The sequence below is a fragment of the Methylicorpusculum oleiharenae genome (assembly GCF_009828925.2).
In the GTDB taxonomy this organism is placed as follows: Bacteria; Pseudomonadota; Gammaproteobacteria; order Methylococcales; family Methylomonadaceae; genus Methylicorpusculum; species Methylicorpusculum oleiharenae.
In genome coordinates, this window is the sequence record NZ_WUTY02000001.1 from 3,201,176 (window position 1) to 3,226,057 (window position 24,882).

Consider the following 24,882-nt stretch of genomic DNA (forward strand, 5'->3'; position numbering starts at 1 on the left):
AATCGGCGATAGGTGTCCTACCGCCGATATCAACACATAAGTTTACGCAGCCATCTTTAACCCAACTTTAGGAAAGTCAATTTCGATACGGCTGGCTTTACCTATCATATTAGTCAACACATTCATGCCGACATGGGTGATGATTTCGACGATTTCGGCATCGCTATAACCGGCATTTCGGATTTCGGTCAGCTCGGCTGTGGTCACTTCACCGGTATTTTCAGCAATTGAACGAGCAAACTTAACCGCCACAGCAGCCTTTTCATTCTGGCTGGTGCCGGCGCGATTGGCTTCAATCTCAGCAGTACTCAAACCGGCTTTGCGGCCAATAGCGGTATGTGCGGACAAACAGTATTCACACGAATTCTGCTGAGCTAAACCCAGGGCGATACGCTCACGGGTTTGCGGATCGAGACTGCCTTCTCCGGCAATGCCATGCAAACCCAGAAAGGCGCGAAGCGCAACTGGCGAGTTGGCAAATACTTTTAAAAAGTTAGGCACCATACCCAACTGGGATTGAATGGTATCCAATAATGCTTTTTGTTCGGTGTTGGCGGTTTCATTGGTAACGACGTTAAGACGGCTCATGATAAATCTCCAATAATGTTAGGTTTGTGACACCCGCTTTAAGCAGGTGGCTACACTATAAAGAATTGCGGTAATAAGAAGAATACCCTTAAAATGCAATACATTATTGTAATTATCGGAATAGTTTATGGCGCGTTTAGAGATGATGGAAATCTTCGTGGCCGTCGCGGAAGAGCAAAGTTTTGCCGGAGGAGCACGCCGACTCAACCTATCGGCACCGGCTGTGACGCGTGCCGTCGCTGCACTTGAAGAGCGACTGGGCGTTAAACTGCTGACGCGAACGACCCGCTACGTACGTTTAACCGATGCCGGGCAGCGCTATCTTGAAGATGCCCGGCGCATCGTAAATGAAGCGAATGAAGCGGATGAGACGGCTGCCGGCATCAATGCCGAACCCCGCGGTCATCTTTCCGTTACCGCACCCGTTCTATTCGGCAGAATGTTTGTGATTCCAGGCATCGTGGCTTATCTGCAACGCTTTCCAACTATGGAGATAGCTGCGGTATTTCTGGACCGCATCGTGAATATGCTGGAAGAAGGCATAGATGTTGGCATCCGCATCGGTGAACTGCCGGATTCCAGTCTGCGGGCCATACGGGTTGGTCATGTCCGCCAGGTTTTATGTGCATCACCCGGCTATCTGTCGGAAAAGGGTACCCCAAAATCTCCCGATGCATTAAGCCGCCACAGTCTGGTCGTTGCTGCAACCGGGTCCTGGTCGGCAATAGAATGGAAATTTTTAGAGGGCGAGAAAATCAAGACGTATAAAATAAAGCCCAGACTCAGCGTTACCAGCAATGACGCCGCAATAGCCGCAGCAATCGAAGGTCTGGGCATTACCCGCGTGATGTCCTATCAGGCTGCCCCATTTTTAGCCTCAGGACACGTGCAAACTTTGTTAAGCGACTATGAACCCAACCGCTTACCGATACATGTCCTGCATCGCGAAGGACGTTACGCTTCGGCCAAGGTCAGAACGTTTGTCGATCTGATGGTGGAGAGGCTGAGAGCGGATCCGTTTTTAAATTAATACCGACAAAACAACGCTCAAGCCCCAGATTTTTCAGATTATTTCGACCAAAAATTCATCGTAATTCTGTATCTGATGAACTAACAACCAGCGATTTCGATACCGGGCTTCTTGTAAAACCTGGCGCATTTCGAGTAGACGGAATGGGTGTTGGAAACCACAGAATTCGATCCAGTCAAGGTGCTACTTTCCGGTAATGACAATCTGATTACAGCGATTCCGGTAGTGAATCCGGTTTTACATCAACTGCGCTATGCGTATCCGGTTCAAAAATAAGACCATCAAACACAAGCTGGCGGGGCTGGAAAAGCTGGCGCAAAAAACTGCATCGCATCATGGAAGAGCCGGTTTGTCTGGTAGGGCTAAGAGACAAGCATTTTGACGTTCGCCTTATCGAGGTCAGCCTGTCAATGGTCAGGCTTATCGAACTGCTGCAAGACGCCATTCTGACCGCCGAACAAGCCGCGTTGCAATTGACTATTGAAATGCCTGTTTCCGACCGTGAACCCTTCATGAACTATTGTCGTAACATTCTTAACGACCTAAAGCAGGAACAGATTATCGTAGGCGCGACAGAAAAAAGGTAACTGGTATGGCCCGCTCCTACAAAATCAAAGTCATTGTCCCGATTCCGGACCTTATAGTTATGGATACACACCCTACCGCCCGCAGTTTCGGATTCTATGGACGCCATGGTTATCGTTCCTAAATTGTCTGGTGTTCAGGTTGAATTCACCGCCTGAAATATAAAGTGCAGGCGTTAGAAAATCGAAGGAGGTTTATTATGCGCAGCAACAAACTGTTACGTCTCATCGTACTAGCCTTGGCCTTGTCCTCGTTGGGCTTTAGCCAGCAGGCCACGGCAAGTGGTTATCACCGGAACGGTGGCGGATACTCGCATCCCGGATTTCGCGGCGGCAATCATTTCCGACAAGGCATTCATGGCAGGTTTAACAGATATCGGCCTTATGTTCGGAACCGCTATTTTCCAGCTTACTCCGGTCCACGTTATTATGACGCCTATCCTGACTACAGAAACCGATATTACCTAACGCCACATGCCTATTATCGCGGAAGGCGATGTGATTAATGGTGATACAAAAACCTTGTAGACATGGGGCTTCAATTCAGCCAGCGCCGTTATTATAAAAGACGCAGAGACGATGCCGTCAAACTTTGACTTTTTGCAAACGTTTGAAATTTGCTAAACAGCATTTAAAAAAGCAGCTTGACCGGCCTCGATAAAACGCGGATTGTCGATGGCTGGTAAGCCTTTCTTGGCGGGACCTCTAAGTACCTCGTTAAAAAAACATCCTCCTTTAAAATGGTGGATCGAGGGAGGATTATTAAAAAAAATCTCTATCACCACCCTCGGCAACTGGGGTTTGCGTTGCCCAATCTTCTTCTGCATCAGCGCTGTCTTCTTTTGACTTGGCACAATCCGAATTTCGGGAAGTTATTTGTGCCCCCTATCCTAAGCGTTCCTCCGCCAGGCATGATAACGGCCTACCCACTCCAGTAAAACTTTGGGAGCATGATTGCGCTTCCAGACGCCGGCGACATACTTGTTAGCTTCGGCCATCGTCGGGTAGATATGGATAGTGCCGAGGATTTTATTGAGGCCGATACCGTGTTTCATCGCCAGCACGAATTCGGCCAACAAGTCGCCGGCATGTTCGCCCACGATGGTTACGCCAAGGATTTTATCCTTGCCAGGTACGGTCAACACTTTGACAAAGCCGTGGGCTTCGCCGTCGGTGATGGCTCGATCCAGTTCGTCTATGCCATAAGTCGATACTTCATAGGTGATGTTTTGCACCTGCGCTTCCTGCTCGTTCAGGCCAACGCGGGCGACTTCCGGGTCAGTAAAAGTCGACCAGGGAATCACCGAGTAATCGGTGCGAAATTTCTTGAACTGGCCGAACAAGGCATTGACCGCCGCATACCAGGCTTGATGCGCGGCAGTGTGGGTAAATTGATAGGGTCCTGCCACATCGCCGACGGCAAAGATGTTGGGGTAGTTGGTTTCCTGGAATGGGTTGGTTTCCAGAGTCTTGCGCGGCGACAGGGCAATACCCAATTCATCGACGCCATACCCCTCGATATTGGCGGCACGGCCGATGGCGAGCAAGACGTTATCAAACGCGATTCTGACGATTTGCCCGTCTGTTTCCGCCAGCAGAAATTGTTCGCCGTTTTCGACGATGAATTCCTTGGCAGTGTGATTAACTTTGACTTCCACGCCTTCTGCCTGGAAGCGGGTTTGGACTATTGCCGATACTTCCGGGTCTTCCCGCATCATGACGCGTGGCTCCATTTCCACCTGCGTCACCTGACTACCCAAGCGGGCAAAAGTTTGTGTCAATTCGCAGCCAATTGGACCACCGCCCAGCACCAGCAGGCGATTGGGTAATTCGCGTAAATTCCAGACGTTATCCGAAGTCAGATAATCGATATGTTCCAGTCCAGGAATAGCCGGCACGAAGGGTCGGGCACCGGCGGCAATTACGATAGCGCGACTGGTGATGGTTTTGATGCCTTCCGCTGTGGTGACTTCCACGGCCCAGGGCGAAACGATTTTGGCCGTGCCTTCAATGACCTCAACGCCCAGCTCAGTATACCGTTCGATGGAATCGTGGGGTGCTACGGTTTTGACCACCTGCTGCACCCGCTCCATCACTGCGGCGAAATCAAATTTAGCCTCGGCTTTAGCGATGCCGAACTCGGGGGCGCGTTTGATATGCGACAGCAATTTAGCCGAACGAATCAGCGCCTTGGACGGCACGCAGCCCGTATTCAAACAGTCACCGCCCATTTTGTGTTTTTCGATCAGGGTCACTTTGGCTTTAACGGCTGCGGCAATATAAGCCGACACCAAGCCGCCGGAACCGGCACCAATCACCACCAGGTTGTTGTCGAATCGATCGGGTTTAGGCCAGTCCGCATAAATTTTGCGTTCATTGAAGAAGTCGATCAATTTTGTCGCTACCCAGGGAAAAAGACCCAGCAAGGCAAACGAACCTAGCAGAGCCGGTGAGAGGATACCGGATAAGGAATCGATTTTCGCCAATTGAGTTCCGGCATTAACATAGACGACAGTCCCGGCCAGCATGCCGACCTGGCTAACCCAGTAAAAGGTGCGCGTTTTAATCGGCGTTAAGCCCATGGCCAAATTGATCATGAAAAACGGAAATACCGGCACCAAGCGCAAGGTAAACAAATACAAGGCGCCGTCTCTATTGATGCCTTCATCAATGGCCTGCAAGCGCGCGCTGAATTTAGCTTTGACCCAGTCGCGTAATAAAAACCGTGCGGCTAAAAATGCCAGTGTCGCACCGATGCTGGAAGCGAACGAGACGATCAGCGTACCCCACAACACGCCGAATACCGCGCCGCCGGCCAGTGTCAAAATCGCCGCGCCGGGTAGCGATAGCGCCGTTACCACAATGTATAACAGAGCATACAGCGCCACCGCTAACAGGGGATGGGCTTGCCGATACTGATCGATACCGGCCTGCTGGGCTTTCAAGCTGTCCAGGGTTAAATAATGCTGCAGGTCAAAGGCAAAAAAGGCCAAAATCAGTGCGGCAACAATCAATAAGAAAAAAATTTTTGAGTTGTTCATAACGGCCTCCCGCCGAAGGGTTAATAACTGAATGGAGAAAGTGTAACTACAGCACGGTTTGAGTTATGCAGGCAGAATTCATCTGCAGTAGCTGTCAATGACCCCGGTCGCCCATTTATCGTCAATAGACGAGTCGATAACGATGGATTGAAATAGCATGGGGCATAAACATTTTCCTGAAAAAATGACATCATCGCAGCGGTAGAAACAATTAGCGACAGCTGTTAACGGACCAGTCGTAATCAATATCAGTTTTGATTTTAAGGCCGGGTAAATCCGGGTGATAATGCTTGATGAATACGGCAACGCCAACACTCGCCGCAAAGTCTTGTGTTCAAGTTCACCCAGACTGACGATCTTACCACCCAATTCACCCGCCGGTTTGTCCCATACCGCACTCAACAAACTGCCCACATCCTTGATGCTGTCAACAGGCCAATGATCGACCACGGTTTTCAAGGCCGGAATATTGTAGGCATTGATGTAAAACGCCAGTTGCTCGTTATGACCATTCAAACGTTTGTGATCGAAAGCCGTCACAGTCTGATAAGCTTTATCCAGTTGCTTATGCTTGATAATTTTGATAAATAAAGTGTGAATTCTTTACGCACGACAGGGGAAGATCATCTGTTTGAACTAATAAACATCGAAAGCTGCTTAGCCAAAGAAACCGAAATTTACACCACAGCGATTTTTACTGCTAAAGGATTACACCGAATGAAGTATGGTGAACAGGGCAGGTCTTGCACTCAAACAAAACGCATAAGAATTTGTTCCCGGGTTTTCAACTTACTGATTGCAAAATGAAAGACTTGATGCCGTTGATTCTTTGGAAAAATAATGTTGGTTAAATTTTGAGCCAGGATGTAGGATGTGATTAGTTTCCGAACCGCACCAATCGCGAACGATGCGGTGCACGTTGTTTAGCTCATCCTAAGGGCTAATGGTCGCCGTTGCTGTAAAAAATCTTCAGGGTACGATCAGAAACGCCTTTCACTTAACCGAGATTATCTCAAAAACCGAACTCAAAGAACCGGCAATTGAAGGTGTGAGCATCATGCCTAATTGCAAGATATGTTTCTGAAAGGAAATTGTAAAGCCGTTATCTTGCAACCACTTTTGCCGCTCCAGATGGCTTGGTAAGCTATTCAACGCGCTTTGGACACGTGCCCTCAAAAAAGCTGCTGCAGACACATACAGACTGATCAACAACAGCGTAAAAGTTATTCCCCAAAATTGACTGTTTGCGGAAATATAAGCAGAAAAAACTTTATTCAAGTTAGTTTCATTCAACAGTGTCTCGGGCCACTGCATCCATGAAGCCATGTGTATAATTCCAAAAAGCAGGATAATTGAACCCGCTGTTGTTCCCTGTTTAAGATAATTCATTCGATCAATATAAAAATCCAGATTGGAAGGATTTTGTTCTTCAGCAATGGAAATTGTACTGCACACCGCAACCAGAATGAAAACCGGTGTCAATGCTGCCAGAAAATTGATCAGGTTAATAACAATATAAACTTTGTTCTGAAAGGATTGACTGAACAAGGAAGAGGCGTGAAGTGCTTCATAGGTGGTACTAAAAATCGCGTTATACATCGCACTGTTCTGATCGGCATGGATTAACTGTAATAGCGTCAGCGTGACAATTACCAAGCCCAGCGCGATAATTTTTTTTATTTGTGCACCGCTTGAGCAGCACCGATGAAGTATCGAGCAACTCCAAAAGATGGCGAAAAGATAAGCCACAATCGATAATAAGCTACTGCTTTGCCACAAAATACGCGCTTTGTACTCATTTCCCAGCATATTCGGCGAAACTGCCGTTTGAGTGATTGCGTCTAACATCATTTTTTTGATTTGAATACTTCTGGCTAAATTGGTTTCAAATAGAAAATAACTTAAACAATAGATAAATACCGGTAGTAAACCTATCAGAATGTAGACATGCCGATTCACAAAGACTTTCATAAGTTACGTCTCAATTTGGAGCGATAGCTTGTAGCTCTTTTTTTAGATTTTGGAACTCTTGAGAGTTCTCCAGCAATTCACCCGCCGCGCGGATTACCTTGTCAACTGCTGATTTGGACAGTGAGAAACTGGTTGGTAAATTTAATAATTCATTTCTAAGTTGCTGGTCTGGCAGTGCTTCGAAACTTAAATCGATGAAAACCGGCTCGATTACCCGGCTCAATGATGGGAGGGGTTTGACCGTAGGACACTCTTTAATCTTGTCGTTACACTGAGCAAGTGTCTGCTGCGTTTGATTACGTTGTTTGACAAGATCGCGCATGGCTTCAATGGTTTCAAAACTGTAGTTATCCAATGAGATAGTTGCCGTTTTGAAGCCGACCTCCGACAGGTCGGGTGGGATATCCCTCTTGCTCATATTGTCAAGATTGTCGGTACGTGCATTTGCTACGATAAAAATTAACTTTTTGATGCCGCGTTTGCTACTGGACATGTTCATTCGCTGACGAATAAACCCGCCACTTCGCCGGAAAACGTTTTCGATGGCGCGCATTCCGATATTGTCAGAGAGACCGCCATCCATCAAATGAATATAGGGTCGTTCTTCCTTATTCAAGTAGCCGTCGTAACGTAATGCCCAGTGCCATAAACGTCGGTTGTAGCTGTAATTTTCCAGCCCTAACTCAATATCAGTGGGTAAAGTGAAATTTTTTGCTTGCGGGTAGTTTTTTAAAGTCACGGGGCTCAGCAGAAACGGGAAAGCCGATGATGCTGATACAGCCCGTGCTACCGGAAATTTTCCCAGATCGGAACCCAGAAAATCAAATTGATCCTGGGTAAATTCAAAACGATCACCACTTGCCAAGTTAGTTGCATTCAACATAATAAAAGGGCGCTTGCCCTTTAAACTTAAATCGGCAAAAGTTTTATTATCAAACACGGTGTCATCATAAAGTTCAGTCGCCAAATCGATACGATTAAACCAGGGCGAGGCTAAACGAGGCCAGTTTAAAGGGTTCAATGCGCGGCCAAGTAACTCGCTCTGGATATTGCGATCGAGAAAACGTTCCCGAAAATCCTCGAATATGCGATGGCCGAAGAGGCCGTAATAGGCTGCAGTAAAGGAACCACCGGAAATGCCTGAAATGCAGTCTACTTCATCGAGCAAACTGCGCGTCTTTCCCTCCCAGTTAATGGATGTTGTGCGCAGTTTCTCCAAGACACCATAGGCGAAGGCCGCCGCACGTGTGCCACCCCCGGAAAAGGCAAGGCATACAAATAACGAATCAGAATTTGTTTCATCTTGTCTGACTGTTTCAGATGCATCCGGGAAGCGATACCCCGCTTTAAGGTCAAAGGCTTCCTGCGGCTGATTCAACACATAGGAGGCACAACCCGTTAACATGAGGAAGACAGCAGAAGTGCCGTAAATAAGAAGCATCCGTTTAAACAAAGTTGAGTTCATAGGGTTGCACCACAGTTGAATTTACAAGAACAATCTGCCATTCATGAGGCTGGTAATCGTAGGGAGCGGCCAAGCTGATACGATGCTTACCTTCCTCTAGCTCAATCACCTGATTGGTCGAACCAAGAAAATGATCATCTACTACAACTTGTCGATCTTCCCTGAAGTTAACGATCAGGTATTCCATCGTACACCTCGCACTTTTTTGTTGATTAACAGGCATGAATCATATTGCAAACTATCAAACGATGCGAAGTTATTCTTACCGCTAACCCCGTTATGTCTATGAAATTTTCACTGGCGTTTTCCTGTCTTGGCCGTTATTACGTGCCATAAAACCAAGATACTGAGCGGTTCTGGGTCCGGTTGCGACATAAAAACACCGTTGGTATTCAATCGCAAAGCTGAAATTATCTTGCTATCCGAATTATTCTGAGTACCATAATAATCGAGCTTAAGTTGTTATTTTTATTGTTTTATTTTACAAGGTAAGAAATCATTTCCGGTAGGAGTAATCAATAATATTTTTACTGTTAAACCTCTTCGCAATTTTTGATGTAGCGATGTTCAAAATTTATTGAGTCCGGTGCTTTTCGTCTACACGCACTCAGCATCAGGGTTCCTTATTTTCCAGACAGGTTTTTTAACAGGGCAATTAAGGCTCGCGTTAGACCGCAGGCATGTGAAGGTTAGGATAATAAGTAATAAAAAAAATATCTGTTTCACTTGCTATGTTCGTTTCATAAAAATGAGGAGACCAAGTCATGACAACACCTGCATCAAGATGTCCTTTTGAGCACATTCAAAACCCCGATTTAGAGGCTGAGCAAATTGCTGAAACCACTGAAATCACGACCAAATTACTGGACAAGCGTTATCCCCCACCTAAACAAATACTGCGCGGTGTCCATCCAAAATCACACGGTTGTGTCAAAGCCACCTTCACCATCAATTTTGATATTCCTCCTGAACTTAAAGTGGGTCTGTTTGCTCAACCTGGCAAACAATTCGATGCGATCATTCGTTTTTCCAATGCGTCCGCGCTTGTCGAGCCTGATACTACAGAAACTGAAATTGATCCTAGGACTAATGAAGTAGTAGAGGTAGAAAAGCAGGGTAGCCGAGGTATGGCAATCAAGGTGCTGAATGTAGGCGGCGAAGTGTTAACCGATGATAACGGTGCACATAATCAGGACTTTCTGATGATCAATCAGCCGATGTTTGCCTTTGCCAATACCGAAGATTATTTGCGTCTGGATAGGGTGCTTCTTCAGGATAATGATGTAGCCGATAGGTTTTTTCTTCCTCTATTAATTCCGGATTCCACTGTCAGTGATGAGCAAAAGCAAAGGATCGCCAAGACCCTTAATATCATCAAAGACGATATCCAAAAAACCGATGTAGGAAATCCTTTGGGTATTCAATATTTTAGCGCGGCACCTTTTCTGTTTGGCACGAACAAGGTCATGAAGTTCTCTGCAAAACCTTGTGCTGAAGTCCCGCCTACCCAGTCACCGCCAAGACCCCGGCCGGAAAATTATTTACGTGATGCACTAACGCATACCATGAATGAAAAAGAACCGATTCATTTTGATTTTATGCTGCAGGTACGCAGCGAAAACTGTGATTTTGGACCGGATAATGAGCTTATTGAGAATGCCTCTTCGAAGTGGGAGGACGAATTTGTCAGCGTTGCCAAAATTACCATTCCCAGACCGCAACCTGAAGTCGATTCCGAGGAAAATAAAGCCCACTGCGAGAAACTCGCATTTACTCCCTGGCATTCACTGGTTGAGCATCAACCTATAGGCAGTATTAATCGTCTTCGTAAGGATGTTTATGAGGCATCGGCAAAACACCGAGAAGCAAGTGTCAGCAAATAAGGGGAGCTAACATGAAAAATTCAGATAAAAATAAAGGCTTATTTATATTTCCTGCAATTGCAATGTTGCTGTTGAATGGCTGCGACACAGGCACAAACACAAGTTCAAGCACAAACGAAAAGCCGGTAATAGCAGAGCCGGTCAAAAGCCAGACTACTGACGTTGTAACCTTGGAGCAGGGTTGGGACAACGATGAGACGCTAGACTTTTATAACACCTCCCAAGGCTCGCATTTACTGCCTTATTCCTGGTTTTTAGCGTTGGAACAGGCCGATAACAGCGATTTATTCCGAGACGATAAAAACATCTCCTATCTAGGGTACATCCCTCAAGCTTCGATGCCGGGCCGCAATCCTGACGGATTGCCTATCGGCTTTGTTAAAGATGATATTCAGGAGCCATTTTTGACGTCAGCTTTAAGCGTCAAACGGTTGTCATCGGACACGCAAGGCAATCAGATGGGTTACAACGTGTGGCTGGGTCTGAATTGTGCCGCCTGCCATACGTCTGAAATCAATTACGGCGATAAAACCCTGCGCATTAATGGCGGCCCTGCACAGTCTGATTTTCCTGCCTTCATGCATAACATGTATCAGGCTTTGGCGGTTACAATCAATGATGATGCCAAACTCACTCGTTTCGCTAAAAAAGTACTGCCTGAGGGGGGATATAATGACATTGAAAAACAGGCCTTAAAAACACAGTTAGTTGCTTACAACGTCTGGCTCAAAGAATATATCGACATCAATTATGGGGTGGTGACTACGCCTTATGGTTATGGCCGGCTGGATGCGTTCGGCGCCATTCTAAATCGTGTCACATCCAGCCTGCTGGATATACCCGGCAATGCCACACCGGCCAATGCCCCGGTTAGCTATCCATTTTTATGGAATACATCCCAGCTTGATTGGGTGCAGTGGAACGGTTCGGCGGGCAATCATATTGCTCGAAATGTCGGAGAAGTCGCTGGCGTATTCGCTCATACCATACTTAAAACAGATAATGAAGACGAACGATTTTATTCCTCTGCCAAAATCGTCAATCTGGATCATCTCGAACAGTTGATGAGTAAACTGGATTCACCACGATGGGGGGATCCGCTGCCTGCAATCGATCAAGACAAAGCCGCTAAGGGTAAATCTTTATTTGCCAAAAACTGTGTCAGTTGTCACGGCATTCGGGATGACAACGGTCAATTCCCGATGACTCAACCGAATAAAGTTGGCAAACAATTCATTCAGACACACATGACAGGATTGGCCGAAATTGGAACAGATCCATTGATGGCGATGAATTTTGTTAATCCAGATCTGAATGTTGATCCTGGCCAAATGCGACCTTTTTTAGATAAGGAAGACTGTCAGGATAAAAAAGCCTGCAGTGACCCTAAAGTACCCAGAGGCGTGATATTGACCGCGGCAGTCAAGAATATCATCGGTAAACAGTTAGCGGCATTTCAACCGCCATTGGACCAGCAGCAAATCTTGGCATTGTCGGGTTATCATCTTCCTGACGAAACACCACCTAATTTAATGGCTTACAAAGCAAGGCCTTTAAACGGGATCTGGGCGACTGCGCCTTACATGCATAATGGTTCAATGGCCAATTTATACCAGACTTTGCTGCCTGAGACTGAGCGTGAAACGTCTTATTATGTTGGCAGTAAAAAATTCGACCCCATTAAAGTCGGCTTTGAGTCCAGTCAGGAGGGCAATCATTTCTTATTTAAAACCCTTGATGACAACGGTGCACCCATCCCCGGTAACAGTAATAAAGGTCACGCCGGTAACAGCTTTACCAAAACCCTTGGCGAAGAGGGGCAATGGCGAGATTTTACTGATGATGAGCGCTATCAGCTGATTGAGTACATGAAAACCCTGTAAAAACTGACGGTGCATATTAAAGGGTGGTCCTTGGATCACCCTTTATTTTCATGCGGACAAGGTTAAATAATCAACAGGAAAGACAATGACTAAATTACACGGTGTGGCTTTAATAACGGCAATTTTGCTTAGCGCTTGTGACGACAAGGCACCCAATGATAAAGCAAGCGAAGAAGTTGTCAGCGATCCGGTAAAAAAAACCGGATGGAAAAACATTCAGCAGCAACGTCAGCTGCAGCTAGAGGCGTATTTGAAACGAGAGCAGGCTGCTTACAGCTGGTTTGCTGATTTTCCTATGGGAATTAACGATGGCGTTCCCTTTATCATCCTTAAGCTTTTGCCTAAGCTTGCCCCCGAATTATGGGGTAGCGATGAGAATTTTCTAGATGTAATCGGTTTATTTAAAGATCAACGGGCTCCGGGTTATCCGATTGCCCGTGGGGTTGGCTGGAGCGGGCTGGGTCGAGACGATCCAACTGGCGCGGTTGACTACGCATCGTTTACTTGTGGAGCCTGTCATATTGGCCAAGTCAGAACGGACGAGGGGATACGTTATCTGGACGGCGGCGTAAACGCACAGTTTAATTTGCCGCAATATCGGGTCAGAGCGTTGAAGACAGTGGAAAAAATTGCCGGCAACATGGAAGGTGAGCAAAATAAAATAGATCGGGCAACCACTGCGATTATTGCCGCGCTGGATAAGATACACGCCGAGGATAAAAATTATTTTTATCAAAATTACAAACTTGGCGACAAAGTGTTTGATGCCGAATATGAATCAAAGCAAATCGCCTTATTCAAGCAAAACGCACCCGCAATTATCAAGAAATTTATAGTCCGTACCCAACTTGAATATTCGGCGTTTGCTGCATTACTGAACCAGAATTACCAGGGATTTGAATCACAAATGTTGGACGGATTTGGGGGAATGGCCGATGCCACCGGTATCAGTACTTCTTTTAATTATGTGGTCAGACGAGATGTCGACAAGGATCCCACAGTCAATCCTGAAACCGACCTTCCTCCGACGCAGAGCATCACCGATTTTATGCCGGTTTGGGAGCAAGACAAGCGAAAAGTTCATTGGTCTGCTGATCACACCCAGTTGCTTGATGGGGGCGGCCAATGGAATGGCAATATTCCAATCCCCATGTTCAGAGATCTTGCGGCTGAACTGACGATGGGCTTTGGTGCCGAAACAGATCTGCGCGTATCGGCCTTTGCTGAAACACTGCTGGAAAATTTACCGGCGCCGGTTTATCCCTTTAACGTCGATATGGATAAAGCCGATAAAGGCCGCGATTTGTATCAACAAAATTGTGCTGTCTGTCACAAGCCCCATAATGGTGAAGTTTATCAGATAGGGACTCATAGCGGTCGCGCCCGTGTTGCCACTGAAGCCATTACCGAAGGCGCCAGGGTTGCTTTTACAACCATCTGCTCACCAGAAACAACAATTGAAATGCCGGGCCAAGGCAGTATAAAACCTTGCGCCCAGTTTGAAGGTGTTTCTTTAGCGGGTAAAGCCGAATTTGCCATGATGAATCCGGCCCAACATGATGGTTATAACGCTTTACCTTTGGGGGGTGTATGGGCACAAGCGCCTTATCTGCATAATGGTTCAGTACCAACCCTGTATCATCTATTGATTCCCAATGAACGACCTGTTCTCTTTATGAAAAGCCGTCTGGATTATGATCAGCAATTTTTGGGGTTTTCCTGGAGACTCAACACTGACAAGCAAGCTACAAAAGAAGAAGGCTATCAGTATGATACTCAGGCCATCCCCGCATTTTCAAATGCCGGACACGATAAAGACATCACAATTGGACAGCGGCGTTATAAATTGAATTGGAACGACGACAGAGAAGGGGCAATGGCCATAATTGAGTACATGAAAACACTGTGAACTTAACGATAATACCCAGGCATGAAATACCAGCGGGTATATGGGTACTCGGCTTCGTCAGCATGCTGATGGATATTTCCTCGGAAATGATCCATAGCTTGCTGCCGCTGTTTATGGTCACGGCGCTCGGGGCCAGTGCTTTCGATGTTGGCCTGGTGGAGGGACTGGCAGAATCCACGGCGTTGATCGTCAAAATATTTTCGGGTGCTTTCAGCGATTATTTAGGCAAGCGTAAAGGGTTGGCCGTATTCGGTTATGCGATGGGAGCTCTCACCAAGCCACTTTTTGCCGTGGCATCCACGACCGGCATGGTGCTGACCGCACGCCTGCTGGATAGGGTCGGCAAAGGTATACGCGGTGCACCGCGTGACGCATTGGTCGCTGACATTGCGCCATCGAATCTGCGTGGTGCCTCGTTTGGACTGCGTCAGTCCCTCGATACCGTGGGCGCATTTCTGGGTCCTTTGTTGGCGGTCGGTTTGATGCTGCTTTGGGCCAACGACTTCCGTGCTGTGTTCTGGGTGGCGGTGATTCCTGGCTTGATGGCCGTTGCGCTGTTGTTCTTCGGGGTACGCGAACCGGAACAACGTCAGGCGACAAAGCGCACCTATCCGATCCGGTGTGAGAATTTGAAGCGATTGGGCGGTCCGTATTGGTGGGTGGTGAGTATCGGTGCAGTCTTCACATTGGCACGATTCAGTGAGGCATTCCTGGTTTTGCGAGCGCAGCAGGGCGGCGTCCCGGTTGCTCTGGTGCCGCTGGTGATGGTGGCGATGAACTTAGTCTATGCGCTGTCGGCGTATCCATTCGGCAAGCTCTCCGACCGTATGAATCACAGAACCCTCCTGGCTCTCGGTTTAATCGTCCTGATCGCGGCTGACCTGGTATTGGCAACTAACGATCATTGGAGTGTCGTGCTGGCCGGTGTCGCCCTCTGGGGAATTCACATGGGCATCACTCAGGGTTTGCTGGCGACAATGGTTGCCGATACCGCACCCGCCGATTTGCGAGGCACCGCGTATGGATTTTTCAACCTGGTCAGCGGTTTGGTGTTGCTGTTTGCAAGCGTCCTGGCGGGGCTGTTGTGGGACCGACTCGGGGCATCGTTCACATTTTATGCAGGCGCCGCCTTTAGCATCATTGCACTCGTGGTTTTAGTATGGCAGCCAGTTATACGGTTTTGTCAAACGGTGTTGAAAAATTTTCAGTTATAATTCAGAACTATTGATTGGCAGTTATACCTTTTGCACTTCAAATTTCGGCAGTGTCTAAGGAGGCAACTGGTTTTTCGGCAATCCCTGCCGAAATGACGCGGTCGGCTAGGGGAAAAGTGTTAGAGCTGAAGCATCTTTATAATCAGGTGGAGCTATGCCAAAACAGAAAATTAACCTTGCTCAGGATCCACGATTATTTACAAAAAATAACCTGGACTCTTTCATGACTTTACGCGCAAGACAAACCGCCGTTGGCAATCGCATTTGGAATTTCAAAAGACCGTCATTTCTCGTGTCATGCTGATCACTGGGGCGGCTCTGGTTATTACACCCTGGGATTGCCGGACAATAACGGCATGTTCAACAATTCCTAAATGAACGCTATCATTCGATTCGACCATGCCACCGTTGCAGTCCGCGATAAAATAATATTGTCTGATATCAGCTTGACACTCTTACCTGGTCAAAAAGCCGTATTAAGCGGTAAATCCGGTTCCGGAAAAAGTAGCCTTCTGAAAACTGTCCTGGGTCTTCTCCCTGTTACCATGGGTAGGGTTTACGTCCATGAAATACCGCTAACGTCAATTTCTGTTCAGTCTATTCGCCAATGTGCTGCTTATATTGGTCAAGAACCGATGCTAGGCGCTGACAGTGTTCGAGCAGCATTGCTGTTACCGTTTCAATTTAAAGCCCATCGAGGGCATAAACCCACAGAAACACAACTGACTGAGGTATTGCAACGACTGCAGTTGTCGAAGAGTATTTTAAATCAGGCGTGCAATCGTATTTCCGGTGGCGAAAAACAACGGATTGCCTTAGCCCGTGGACTGTTATTAGGCAAGCGTTTGTATCTGCTGGATGAGGTAACCAGTGCCCTGGATGCGGAAAGTAAACACGCCGTCTTTAATGTGTTCTCGGATTCGCAGCTCACGGTGCTTTCAGTTGCACATGACCCGGATTGGGTAGAGCGGTGTAGTCTTGTCATTCAACTTGAGAATGGCCAAGTGGCTGAGGTAAAGCATTGTGGAAACACTTGATATAAAGCTACCCCAGATGGCGCTTCTTTATGGGCTTTCTGCCTTGCCTTGGTTGTTGCTGTGGTTAATAGGGCTGCGTTTGAGCCGGGATATCGGTATCAGTATTCTGCGAATGACACTTCAATTAGCACTGGTTGGCATCTATCTAAAAACACTCTTCAATCTGAATCATCCTTGGCTGAATGGTCTATGGATTCTGGTGATGCTGATAGTGGCCGACTTAAGCATACTCAAGCGTGCAGGATTGAAAGCCCGATATTTTGCGCTGGCCACTTTTACGGCTATCGCTTCCAGTATCCTCTTTACTACAGCCTATCTGGTCATTTTGGTGATACAGCCGCCACATTTTTACGATGCCCGCTATATAGTGCCTTTAGCGGGCATGATCCTCGGTAACTGTCTGCAAGGCAACGTTATCGCCTTGGAGCGATTCTATTCAGCACTTCGCAGTAACGTAAATGAATACGAGACGTTTCTGATGCTCGGAGCGAGCCGCTGGGAAGCGGTGCGTCCGTATTACCGGGAGGCCATCAAGGCAGCAATTAATCCCACTATCGCGAGTATGTCGACAATGGGACTGGTGTCTCTACCGGGTATGATGACAGGACAAATCCTGGGTGGAAGTGAACCTTGGCTGGCGGTAAAATACCAACTCGCAATCATGATTTGCATATTCACCAGCAGTGTTATGGCCAGCATTATCAATTTAAAGCTCAGTTTGACCATTGCCTTCAACGCATTTGATGTATTGAGAGATGAAGTGATTCAGAAGCCATGATGTATTATTTGAAGTTTCCCAGTTTTTATAGGTTGTCCAGGCTTGGAAAAATCTTAAGTCGAAGATAATAGAATTTGCCAGGTTGGGGTAAATCTTTTTCAGGGTTAAAGGAGCTCCTTCTGAAAAACAACAAAAACATATCTTTCACCAACAGAATTGAAGCCTTTCGCAAAAAAAAAGAAGATCAGGGTCTTCATGTTGTCTAATCAATTGCTTATGCTCTAAATGGGTCGTGAACTGCCTGAGATTAGCGGAAGCAAAGCCGACATTTGCGACGTTAATAAGCCCCAATTACCAATAGCGCATGATCAGTGAAACATCAATTCATGCCTTTAGCGATCCGAACCATTTATTGAGTTAGTTGAATCCGCGTTATTCCATACCGAAAGGATTTGCTGAAAACTATTTGGATTCCCGCCTCAGTCTGAGTATCACTAATATTAATGTGACCAATGTGGTTGATGCCTTCGGGATCAGCAAACTGGCAAATCCGATGTCCGTTATTCAGATAACCGCTTATACCAGTTGCCCGTTTCTATAATCGGTCATTGCCTGCTCGATCTCTTCGCGCGTGTTCATCACAAATGGCCCGTACTGAACGATAGGCTCACCTAATGGACGGCCAGACAGCAGCAAAAATGCAGCGGCTTGTTCTCCAGCCTGGATTTCGATGCGATCGCCGGGAGAGAGTACGCCGGCATTTTGAGATGCCAGACTACGTCCGTTTCCGATTGGACCCATCTCTACTTGTCCTTCATAAGGATAAACAAAGACATTATGCATTGCGTCAACCGAATGATCAAAGCGCCCGCCCACCGGAAGGCGCACATCCAGAAACAAGACCTCGGTACTTATCCCCTGAATCGGTCCGGCAATGGTTTGTCCATCAATTTCTGCAATGCCTGCAATAATTTTAACTTGACCTCCGTCCGGTAAATTTACTCGTGGAATTTCCTCTGGCTGGACATCCTGATAACTGGCGGGTTTCATTTTCTCCTTTGCAGGCAGGTTGACCCAAAGCTGAAAGCCCCGCATGCGGCCACTTTCCTGCTGTGGCATTTCAGAATGAATAATACCGCGTCCTGCTGTCATCCATTGTGCGCCGCCGCTTTTCAAGTCGCCCTGGTTGCCGAGATGATCCTGATGCAGCATGTGCCCGTCCAACATGTAGGTGACCGTCTCGAAGCCACGATGCGGATGGTCCGGAAAACCGGCGATATAATCATCGGCGTCCGTTGACGAAAATTCATCTAACATCAAAAAAGGGTCGACTCGCAGTGCCTGATTTTGTCCAAGGCTACGACGCAGCTTGACGCCGCCGCCATCGGAAGTGGTGATGGATGGAATGATTTGTTGAAGTGTACGTGTGTTCATATCTTATACCTCGTTTAGCAGACGGCAACAGAATGGCCTGCTGCCGTTAACCGATGTTTATTCTTTGACGGCTTCGACCGGAATGGTAATGGTGACCTCATCACCTACCTGCGGTGCGTATTTGCCCATATTGAAGTCGGACCGTTTGACAGTCGTGGTGGCGTTAGCCCCGCATGCGTCTTTTTTAAGCATGGGATGGGGCATGCACTGGAATGACGTGACTGTCAGCGTCACGGGTTTGCTGATACCTTTTAGCGTTAGCGTGCCGTCAACCGCTACTAAGTTTTCACCCTCAAATTTGAGCATGTTTGAGATGAAGGTCGCTGCAGGGTATTTGGCTGTATCCAGGAAATCTTCGCCTTGAATGTGTTCGTTGAATAGCGGGTAGCCGGTATTCACCGAGGTCGTATCAATGTTTACTTCTACGAAACCTGTTTTTGCCTGACGATCCAGCACGATTTTACCGGACGTCTTGTCGAAGCGACTCAGTTGGTTCGAGTAGCCAAAATGGCTGTAAGAAAAGCGCGGCAGGGTATGGGGGCCATCAATAACATAGGTTTCAGGAGCGGCTAATGCTGCGGTTGAAAGAGTTGTCATTAAAGATAATAGCGCAATGCGTTTCATGTTGAAGCTCCAAGTTTAGGGGGGGTGAATAAAAAAATAGTCATTGATCAGCAACTCAGGCGGCAAGCTCTGCCAGCCGTTGATGGGCCTTGGCCAGTGCCTTATCCTTGGTTTCTTGACTCATATTAAGCCCTTCCGCATAGATAAATTCAACATCGGTAATTCCCAGGAAATTGAGAAAATCACGGACATACGTGGTTTGGCTGTCCAAAGGCGTGCCCGCATACATTCCTCCTCGGGTCGCAAAAACGAAGACTTTTTTATCTGAAAGCAAGCCTTCAGGACCGTTTTCGGTATAACGAAAGGTCAACCCGGCGCGGGCGATCTGGTCAAAGTAGGCTTTCAGCGTCGAGGGAATACCAAAGTTATACATGGGCAATCCGATGACAATGACATTCGATTGCTTAATCTCGTTGATCAATGTATCTGACTCGTTAACAAAGCTTTGTTGTTCAGGTGTTCTGGCGTCAGGCGATGCGAAAAATGCCGAAACCCGTTGGGCATCCAAATGCGGTAACGGTTCCGTGGCTAGATCACGAACTTTGACTTGCACATCGGGATTGAGTGTATGCCAGGTGGAAACAAAGTCATTGGCCAGTTGGCTGGAGTGGCCACCCGATGAGAATATACTTGAATTGATTTGTAAGAGAGTTGTCATGCTTATTTCCTCCATCAGTGAACGTGGTGTTATTTAACGCTTTATGAAAACGATAAAAAAGCATAATAATTAGGCCATATTCATCAATTCATTAGATAGGTCGAAATGAGCCCTCATATTACCCTGGAACAATGGCGAGCATTGATTGAAGTGGTGGACGCCGGTGGTTACGCCCAGGCCGCTGAAAAACTGTGTAAAAGCCAATCGGCCGTCAGCTATGCCGTACAAAAAATCGAATCCTTACTGAACATTAAAGCCTTTGAGGTACAGGGACGTAAGGCCATCCTTACCCCAACGGGGCAAATGCTCTACCGGCGCGCACTGGCGCTGGTCAATGAAGCCAGTGATCTGGAGCGGGCTGCGCATAAGCTTTCGGCGGGATGGGAAGCGGTTATCACTATCGCCGCTGAAATATTGTTTCCTTCTGACCGGTTATTGACCTGTCTTCATCGCTTTGGCCTTGAAAGTCCGGGTACGCGGGTTGAATTGATTGAGTCGGTATTAGGCGGAACCTCAGATGCACTGCTCAGCGGCAATGTGGATTTGGCTATTTCACCCCAACTTCCCCCCGGTTTTTTGGGAAATGTGTTGATGCGAATTCGCTTGCTGGCAGTGGCCCATAACGATCACCCACTTCATCATTACGGTCGAGAGTTGAGTTACCGTGATTTGCGGGCACATCGGCATGTGGTGATCCGGGATTCGGGCGCCAAGCGAGACCAGCGCGCAGTATCGGTCGAGGTTGATCAGCGCTGGATAGTGAGTCAGGTGGCCACATCGATTCAGGCGGTCTGTTCAGGCTATGGCTTTGCCTGGCTACCTGAAGAGCATATTCGTGAGGAGCTGCTAACTGGAGTTTTAAAACCGCTCCCCTTGAAAGAAGGTCATACGCGCGAGGTGCCGCTTTATCTTATTTTGGCAAATCCCGATTTTGCCGGTCCCGGAGTCAGACGGTTGTCTACCATCTTAATGGAGCCTGTGATTGCAAAAAGCCAAGGCTAGGCGAAAATCACTCCATTGATATCGCCTATTGCTATTCGTACAGCATGGGTTGGAGATGCCAATTCTATAAGCGCGTGTAAGTTACCCGTTAAAAACTCAATTTAGCTCCTGTGTAAACAAAACGTCCTGCCTGAGGCAAAGCAACCGACTCTTGATAATTCGTATCCAGAATATTATCTGCGCCTACATAGATGTTGGCTTTATTGTTAAACAGACTGTAATTCAGCTTCATGTTCAGCAAGGTATATTCCTCCAGTCTACCTTTTTGCAGGGGCTGGTTGCGGGAATAGTAATATTCATCCGCCACATGCATGACATTCAAATAGCCTGAAAAGCCGTAACCGAACTGATAATCCGCTTCAAATGCCAGTTTATGTTTGGGCCGATACTGCAGTTCATCGCGGCCTTCGCTATCGGAACGATCGCGGCTATGTAAAAAAGTATAACTGGTGCGTAGCATCAGGTCGGATACTGCATAAGTCTGACCCATGATTTCAACGCCTTGAAATTCGTATTTGGCAAAATTACGAAAACGGTTATTGTTGTCTTGCTCAATATAGTTGGATACATCATTCAGAAATCCGGTTACACTGATCTCACTGTTACCGGGTAGTTGCTGAGTCATACCCGCTTCATAATTGTAAGATTGCTCAAACTTTAAATTCGGATCACCGGTGCTGGTTTCGTACAATTGCCGAATTGAGGGTATCCGTATTTTTCGAGAGGCAGACGCACGCAAACGCGTATCAGTCGGTAAGTCATAATGCGCGCCCGCAATAAACGAACTGTCATCTGCGCCACTGTCGTCGTCGCGAATCAGCCAGTGATGGCCATAACCCAAAGCGATGCCAAGATTCTTTAAGGGCGACAAAGTCAATTCTGCTGCAGTTGAGACCACGCCTAAATTACGGTTTTCATCGACGTTACGTAAATTATAGGTGGTGGTGGTTGTGGATCTGCCACCTCTGCCTCTGCCTCCAACGACAGTGGTTTGGGGGATGTCACGAATCACGCCGTCTTGACTCCAGCGTTCTTCCCGAGCATCCCCCATCAGTGTCAATTGACCGCCCCAGGCATGATCATAGCTGGTTTGAGTATGCCCACCGGCAATTTGTGTGGAACTGGTTAAGTCAAAAGTCCCATTAACACGATTGCTATTCATTGATGTAAGCGATGCATCGTCATAACGATTGGCTTCTTCGTCAGTCACATTAAGATAGGCCCAGTTTTTAGACGACCAGGGACCTTCGGGATCGTAGGCGACGGTAAATTGAGACGCATAAATGGCTTCATCGTTGATACGTTCATATCGGGGACGGCTTGCAAAATTATCCGTCGAGTCATTGGTTACACTGGACGGTACGCCGTGTGTGCCTTGGGAGTGATTAAACGTCAGGCCCAGGCTCCAGTCGTCATTCGGTCGAAATCCGGCATTGGTATAGACATTGGTGCGGCGCCGGTCACTGTTGTTGCGGACGCCGCCATTTTCCTCTGAAGTCGGGTTAAAATCATCGGAAAGTGGAAAGCCATCCCGGTCTTGATGACTTAGACTGACCATGAAGTCGGCGCTATCAAATCCTGCAGAAGCACTACCCCAGGTACGTTGATGTCCTCTGTTGCCGACTTCGCCGGCCGCATTGGCATGGTAGCCGGATGCGCCTTTTTTGGTAATGATATTAATTACAGCGGCGGCAGCGCCTTCGCCATAAAGTTCGGAACTGGCACCGGATGTCATTTTGATTTTAGCAATGGATTCGGTTGGAATCATCGTTGGATCGAATTGCCCGTCAAAAGTTGAATTAAAAGGGACACCATTTAACAGTAATTTGACATGACGTGTTCTAAACCCCCGGACATCGATACGCGGCGTCCCATCGGCGCCAGTGCGGACATTGACGCCGGGTAACAATTCTATGGCTTCGTCAAAGGTTCTGGCAGCTTTTCGCTCAATATCCTTGGCGTCCAGTTCATAAGTGCTGGCTATCGCCTCCACTCCCGGTTGCTCTCCTGTAACTATGATTTCGCCGAGTCGATAGATTTCGTCAGTGGCTTGGTTATCAGCCCAAGCCGACTGGCATAAAAGCAGGAAAGTGCAGCCGGCCTTCAGCGTTCGGGGTATCGAGTAAGCAGGCGGTTGAGGCTTTAATCTCAATCTCTTAAGGTTCATGATAATCGTAAAAAGGTCAAAAAGGAGGGAGGCGATGCTTGCATCGCCATTTGAATTGAGCAGAAAGTTCCGGGCACGTTTATTTTGCGAAACGCAAACTCACCGGCGTTTATTCAAAAGAGCCAATATCGCCCCCGTCAATCCGCCGATAAAGCCAAAGAGTAAATGCGTGAGCATGGGATAGGCCAGACCCATATTCAATGAGTGGTGAGCTAATCCAAAAACATTTGCTTCGACTAAGTTAAGTAAAGGCCTCAGCGAATGAGTCAGTCCGGCAACGATGGCGAGATAAAAAACTGATTGGCGCCACTGTTTTCCTGCAATAAACAAGGCATCAACGATCATACCCGCAAGCAAATATGACCAGGCTGCTGAAGGTTCACTGACACTGGCTATCGATACAAGAGAAGTACCCGCCGCACCCAAGGCAACAACACTTGCCGCCCAAAAATAAGTTGAACCGGCACGAAAAAATACCAGGATAGCCATCCATTCAAGTCCATGGCGTCCGGGCATTTTGATAGGCCAGCGAAACATCTCATGCAACACCGTGACGATGACGCCTGCCAATAATAACCAGAAGATTTCCCTGGCACGAAGTCCAGTGCTAAGTTCAATAGGTTTTAATGACAGTTTTTGGAACAACCCGCCACTGATCGTTTGTATCGTCATTTGCTTTCTCCACTAATAAAACTGCGTTACCGTTTAACAAGACCGGACGCGCCCATTCGGTAATCGACACTGTATGATGCAGTCCGGTCACTTCAAAACCATCAGTTGTTTTTATCTGATCAATATCGGTCATCGCTTTTAGCTGACCCACTGTGTAGTCTTTAACTTCCAGTTCCCGAACGCCGCGCAGGCCTATATAACGGCCGTCGTTACCTTCTGCACGCAAGCCTACTGCTGCCAGTGCGCCTATCACGCCGCCTTCATCGCCGGTCAAGCCTTCTAAATAAAACCCTTTCCGGCTGGCCAACCCCCGGCTGTCCTTTTGGGTAAAGACTTCCGATTTTGCGCGGCGGCCGTATTGTTGAACATCACTATCCACCTGATCGGCTGAAGCAATGCATAAACCGGCATCAGAGCCATCTGCTGATTCCTGCCTAAGATAATCACTGCAAAATTGTGTCAATTTTTCCAGTTCCGAGGGATCGATTGCCACGGCCATACAGGCAGAGCTGTTATGCGAGGTATAAGGAATCAAAGGGCTGACGAATAATTGATGACGTGTTATTCCAAACACCTGGGCAATGCTGTTTTCAGCCAGCAGCTTACCTAATTGCCGGACCCGAAAACCGGTGCCTCGGCTTTCCAGATTATCGGTATCGTCAATGCCGATCAGAAAATTCCTTATGTGCATAAGTGCTTTTTATACGTTAATTGGGCTGATAAGGTAAATATCAATAAAAAAAACATAATAACACATGAAATTGCTCAAAAATATCTTATAAATCTTGTGGATTAGAGGCTCAAGGATGCATCAAAAGAGGGGGTTTGGTTTTTGAAATATAGCTTGGTAGTCAGTCCATTCTGTACTGACAGTTAGTTGTAACAAAACCGTTCGCGGCGAGTTTTCGGCTATGTTTGAGAAAGGCTTGTCGAACCAGGTAGAGTTGTTCTTAGACTATTAAACAACCGGATGTTTTATTTGGAAGGGATTTTGTTGATTAG

At 47.2% G+C, this 24,882-nt stretch carries 23 protein-coding genes; 11 read left to right on the plus strand and 12 right to left on the minus strand.

Annotated features, from left to right (window positions below; genetic code table 11):
• Positions 1-42: 42 nt before the first annotated feature.
• The gene (locus tag GO003_RS14415; protein WP_159654844.1) at positions 43-588 is read right to left on the minus strand and encodes a carboxymuconolactone decarboxylase family protein; all 546 of its coding nucleotides are present in this window, start codon (positions 586-588) and stop codon (positions 43-45) included.
• A 127-nt stretch (positions 589-715) separates the two neighbouring features.
• Between GO003_RS14415 and GO003_RS14420 the strand changes: the two genes are divergently transcribed.
• The 4 genes from GO003_RS14420 (at position 716) to GO003_RS14430 (ending at position 2,670) form a co-directional block, all read left to right on the plus strand.
• Complete coding sequence (locus GO003_RS14420; protein WP_159654842.1) at positions 716-1,618, plus strand: LysR family transcriptional regulator; 903 nt, start codon at positions 716-718, stop codon at positions 1,616-1,618.
• A gap of 150 nt (positions 1,619-1,768) precedes the next feature.
• Positions 1,769-1,894 carry a hypothetical protein gene (locus GO003_RS26205; protein WP_269144398.1) on the plus strand — a complete coding sequence of 42 codons (126 nt, stop codon included), beginning with the start codon at positions 1,769-1,771 and terminating at the stop codon, positions 1,892-1,894.
• A gap of 59 nt (positions 1,895-1,953) precedes the next feature.
• On the plus strand, positions 1,954-2,205 hold the full coding sequence (locus tag GO003_RS14425; protein WP_159654840.1) for an HvfC family peptide modification chaperone: 252 nt from the start codon (positions 1,954-1,956) through the stop codon (positions 2,203-2,205).
• A gap of 279 nt (positions 2,206-2,484) precedes the next feature.
• Positions 2,485-2,670 (plus strand): hypothetical protein, encoded by a 186-nt coding sequence (locus GO003_RS14430; protein ID WP_159654838.1) that lies wholly within the window; start codon positions 2,485-2,487, stop codon positions 2,668-2,670.
• A gap of 422 nt (positions 2,671-3,092) precedes the next feature.
• On the opposite strand, the gene GO003_RS14435 is transcribed toward GO003_RS14430, so the two are convergent.
• From GO003_RS14435 to GO003_RS14455, 5 genes are all read right to left on the minus strand, one after another.
• A complete protein-coding gene (locus tag GO003_RS14435; RefSeq protein ID WP_159654836.1) occupies positions 3,093-5,243 on the minus strand; it encodes an FAD-dependent oxidoreductase in 2,151 nt (716 codons plus the stop codon).
• A gap of 78 nt (positions 5,244-5,321) precedes the next feature.
• The gene (locus GO003_RS14440) at positions 5,322-5,783 is read right to left on the minus strand and encodes a DUF547 domain-containing protein (protein WP_159654834.1); all 462 of its coding nucleotides are present in this window, start codon (positions 5,781-5,783) and stop codon (positions 5,322-5,324) included.
• Between the two features lie 453 nt (positions 5,784-6,236).
• Entirely contained in the window at positions 6,237-7,214 is a 978-nt protein-coding gene (locus tag GO003_RS14445) for a hypothetical protein (RefSeq protein ID WP_159654832.1), read from the minus strand.
• A gap of 10 nt (positions 7,215-7,224) precedes the next feature.
• On the minus strand, positions 7,225-8,679 hold the full coding sequence (locus tag GO003_RS14450; RefSeq protein WP_159654830.1) for a patatin-like phospholipase family protein: 1,455 nt from the start codon (positions 8,677-8,679) through the stop codon (positions 7,225-7,227).
• Positions 8,660-8,866, minus strand: coding sequence for a PEGA domain-containing protein (locus tag GO003_RS14455; protein ID WP_159654828.1), 207 nt, complete (start codon positions 8,864-8,866; stop codon positions 8,660-8,662). Before GO003_RS14455 ends, GO003_RS14450 begins: the two co-directional genes overlap by 20 nt.
• 577 nt (positions 8,867-9,443) lie before the next feature.
• Between GO003_RS14455 and GO003_RS14460 the strand changes: the two genes are divergently transcribed.
• From GO003_RS14460 to GO003_RS14485, 6 genes are all read left to right on the plus strand, one after another.
• On the plus strand, positions 9,444-10,562 hold the full coding sequence (locus tag GO003_RS14460) for a catalase family protein (protein WP_159654826.1): 1,119 nt from the start codon (positions 9,444-9,446) through the stop codon (positions 10,560-10,562).
• A gap of 11 nt (positions 10,563-10,573) precedes the next feature.
• Entirely contained in the window at positions 10,574-12,445 is a 1,872-nt protein-coding gene (locus GO003_RS14465) for a c-type cytochrome (protein WP_159654824.1), read from the plus strand.
• Between the two features lie 85 nt (positions 12,446-12,530).
• Positions 12,531-14,354: a c-type cytochrome gene (locus tag GO003_RS14470; RefSeq protein ID WP_159654822.1), complete on the plus strand. Its 1,824-nt coding sequence runs from the start codon at positions 12,531-12,533 to the stop codon at positions 14,352-14,354.
• Entirely contained in the window at positions 14,351-15,568 is a 1,218-nt protein-coding gene (locus GO003_RS14475; RefSeq protein ID WP_231089004.1) for an MFS transporter, read from the plus strand. Before GO003_RS14470 ends, GO003_RS14475 begins: the two co-directional genes overlap by 4 nt.
• Positions 15,569-15,942: 374 nt before the next feature.
• Positions 15,943-16,605 (plus strand): ABC transporter ATP-binding protein, encoded by a 663-nt coding sequence (locus GO003_RS14480; RefSeq protein ID WP_159657294.1) that lies wholly within the window; start codon positions 15,943-15,945, stop codon positions 16,603-16,605.
• Positions 16,592-17,383 (plus strand): ABC transporter permease, encoded by a 792-nt coding sequence (locus tag GO003_RS14485; protein WP_159657292.1) that lies wholly within the window; start codon positions 16,592-16,594, stop codon positions 17,381-17,383. The genes GO003_RS14480 and GO003_RS14485 overlap by 14 nt, the downstream gene beginning before the upstream one ends.
• A 516-nt stretch (positions 17,384-17,899) precedes the next feature.
• On the opposite strand, the gene GO003_RS14490 is transcribed toward GO003_RS14485, so the two are convergent.
• The 3 genes from GO003_RS14490 to GO003_RS14500 are packed head-to-tail and all read right to left on the minus strand — an operon-like array spanning position 17,900 to position 20,039.
• A complete protein-coding gene (locus tag GO003_RS14490) occupies positions 17,900-18,757 on the minus strand; it encodes a pirin family protein (protein ID WP_159657290.1) in 858 nt (285 codons plus the stop codon).
• A gap of 57 nt (positions 18,758-18,814) precedes the next feature.
• On the minus strand, positions 18,815-19,381 hold the full coding sequence (locus GO003_RS14495; protein ID WP_159657288.1) for a YceI family protein: 567 nt from the start codon (positions 19,379-19,381) through the stop codon (positions 18,815-18,817).
• A 55-nt stretch (positions 19,382-19,436) separates the two neighbouring features.
• Positions 19,437-20,039 (minus strand): FMN-dependent NADH-azoreductase, encoded by a 603-nt coding sequence (locus GO003_RS14500; RefSeq protein WP_159657286.1) that lies wholly within the window; start codon positions 20,037-20,039, stop codon positions 19,437-19,439.
• 105 nt (positions 20,040-20,144) lie between these two features.
• Between GO003_RS14500 and GO003_RS14505 the strand changes: the two genes are divergently transcribed.
• Positions 20,145-21,041: a LysR family transcriptional regulator gene (locus GO003_RS14505; protein ID WP_159657284.1), complete on the plus strand. Its 897-nt coding sequence runs from the start codon at positions 20,145-20,147 to the stop codon at positions 21,039-21,041.
• Positions 21,042-21,129: 88 nt separating this feature from the next.
• Here GO003_RS14505 and GO003_RS14510 read toward each other — a convergent pair whose 3' ends face one another.
• From GO003_RS14510 to GO003_RS14520, 3 genes are all read right to left on the minus strand, one after another.
• Positions 21,130-23,208 carry a TonB-dependent receptor gene (locus GO003_RS14510; protein WP_206444693.1) on the minus strand — a complete coding sequence of 693 codons (2,079 nt, stop codon included), beginning with the start codon at positions 23,206-23,208 and terminating at the stop codon, positions 21,130-21,132.
• Positions 23,209-23,307: 99 nt separating this feature from the next.
• Positions 23,308-23,880: a hypothetical protein gene (locus tag GO003_RS14515; protein WP_159657280.1), complete on the minus strand. Its 573-nt coding sequence runs from the start codon at positions 23,878-23,880 to the stop codon at positions 23,308-23,310.
• Entirely contained in the window at positions 23,822-24,571 is a 750-nt protein-coding gene (locus GO003_RS14520) for an ABC transporter substrate-binding protein (RefSeq protein ID WP_159657278.1), read from the minus strand. The genes GO003_RS14515 and GO003_RS14520 overlap by 59 nt, the downstream gene beginning before the upstream one ends.
• Positions 24,572-24,882: the final 311 nt, after the last annotated feature.

Excerpts from the sequence above, each read along its gene's own strand:
- GO003_RS14455 (WP_159654828.1), bottom strand. The coding sequence starts at position 8,866 with ATGGAATACCTGATCGTTAACTTCAGGGAAGATCGACAAGTTGTAGTA.
- GO003_RS14510 (WP_206444693.1), bottom strand. The coding sequence starts at position 23,208 with ATGAACCTTAAGAGATTGAGATTAAAGCCTCAACCGCCTGCTTACTCG.
- GO003_RS14425 (WP_159654840.1), top strand. The coding sequence starts at position 1,954 with ATGGAAGAGCCGGTTTGTCTGGTAGGGCTAAGAGACAAGCATTTTGAC.
- GO003_RS14495 (WP_159657288.1), bottom strand. The coding sequence starts at position 19,381 with ATGAAACGCATTGCGCTATTATCTTTAATGACAACTCTTTCAACCGCA.
- GO003_RS14500 (WP_159657286.1), bottom strand. The coding sequence starts at position 20,039 with ATGACAACTCTCTTACAAATCAATTCAAGTATATTCTCATCGGGTGGC.
- GO003_RS14490 (WP_159657290.1), bottom strand. The coding sequence starts at position 18,757 with ATGAACACACGTACACTTCAACAAATCATTCCATCCATCACCACTTCC.
- GO003_RS14515 (WP_159657280.1), bottom strand. The coding sequence starts at position 23,880 with ATGACGATACAAACGATCAGTGGCGGGTTGTTCCAAAAACTGTCATTA.
- GO003_RS14465 (WP_159654824.1), top strand. The coding sequence starts at position 10,574 with ATGAAAAATTCAGATAAAAATAAAGGCTTATTTATATTTCCTGCAATT.
- GO003_RS14480 (WP_159657294.1), top strand. The coding sequence starts at position 15,943 with ATGAACGCTATCATTCGATTCGACCATGCCACCGTTGCAGTCCGCGAT.
- GO003_RS14470 (WP_159654822.1), top strand. The coding sequence starts at position 12,531 with ATGACTAAATTACACGGTGTGGCTTTAATAACGGCAATTTTGCTTAGC.
- GO003_RS14445 (WP_159654832.1), bottom strand. The coding sequence starts at position 7,214 with ATGAAAGTCTTTGTGAATCGGCATGTCTACATTCTGATAGGTTTACTA.
- GO003_RS14420 (WP_159654842.1), top strand. The coding sequence starts at position 716 with ATGGCGCGTTTAGAGATGATGGAAATCTTCGTGGCCGTCGCGGAAGAG.
- GO003_RS14520 (WP_159657278.1), bottom strand. The coding sequence starts at position 24,571 with ATGCACATAAGGAATTTTCTGATCGGCATTGACGATACCGATAATCTG.
- GO003_RS14435 (WP_159654836.1), bottom strand. The coding sequence starts at position 5,243 with ATGAACAACTCAAAAATTTTTTTCTTATTGATTGTTGCCGCACTGATT.
- GO003_RS14505 (WP_159657284.1), top strand. The coding sequence starts at position 20,145 with ATGAGCCCTCATATTACCCTGGAACAATGGCGAGCATTGATTGAAGTG.
- GO003_RS14450 (WP_159654830.1), bottom strand. The coding sequence starts at position 8,679 with ATGAACTCAACTTTGTTTAAACGGATGCTTCTTATTTACGGCACTTCT.
- GO003_RS14415 (WP_159654844.1), bottom strand. The coding sequence starts at position 588 with ATGAGCCGTCTTAACGTCGTTACCAATGAAACCGCCAACACCGAACAA.
- GO003_RS14460 (WP_159654826.1), top strand. The coding sequence starts at position 9,444 with ATGACAACACCTGCATCAAGATGTCCTTTTGAGCACATTCAAAACCCC.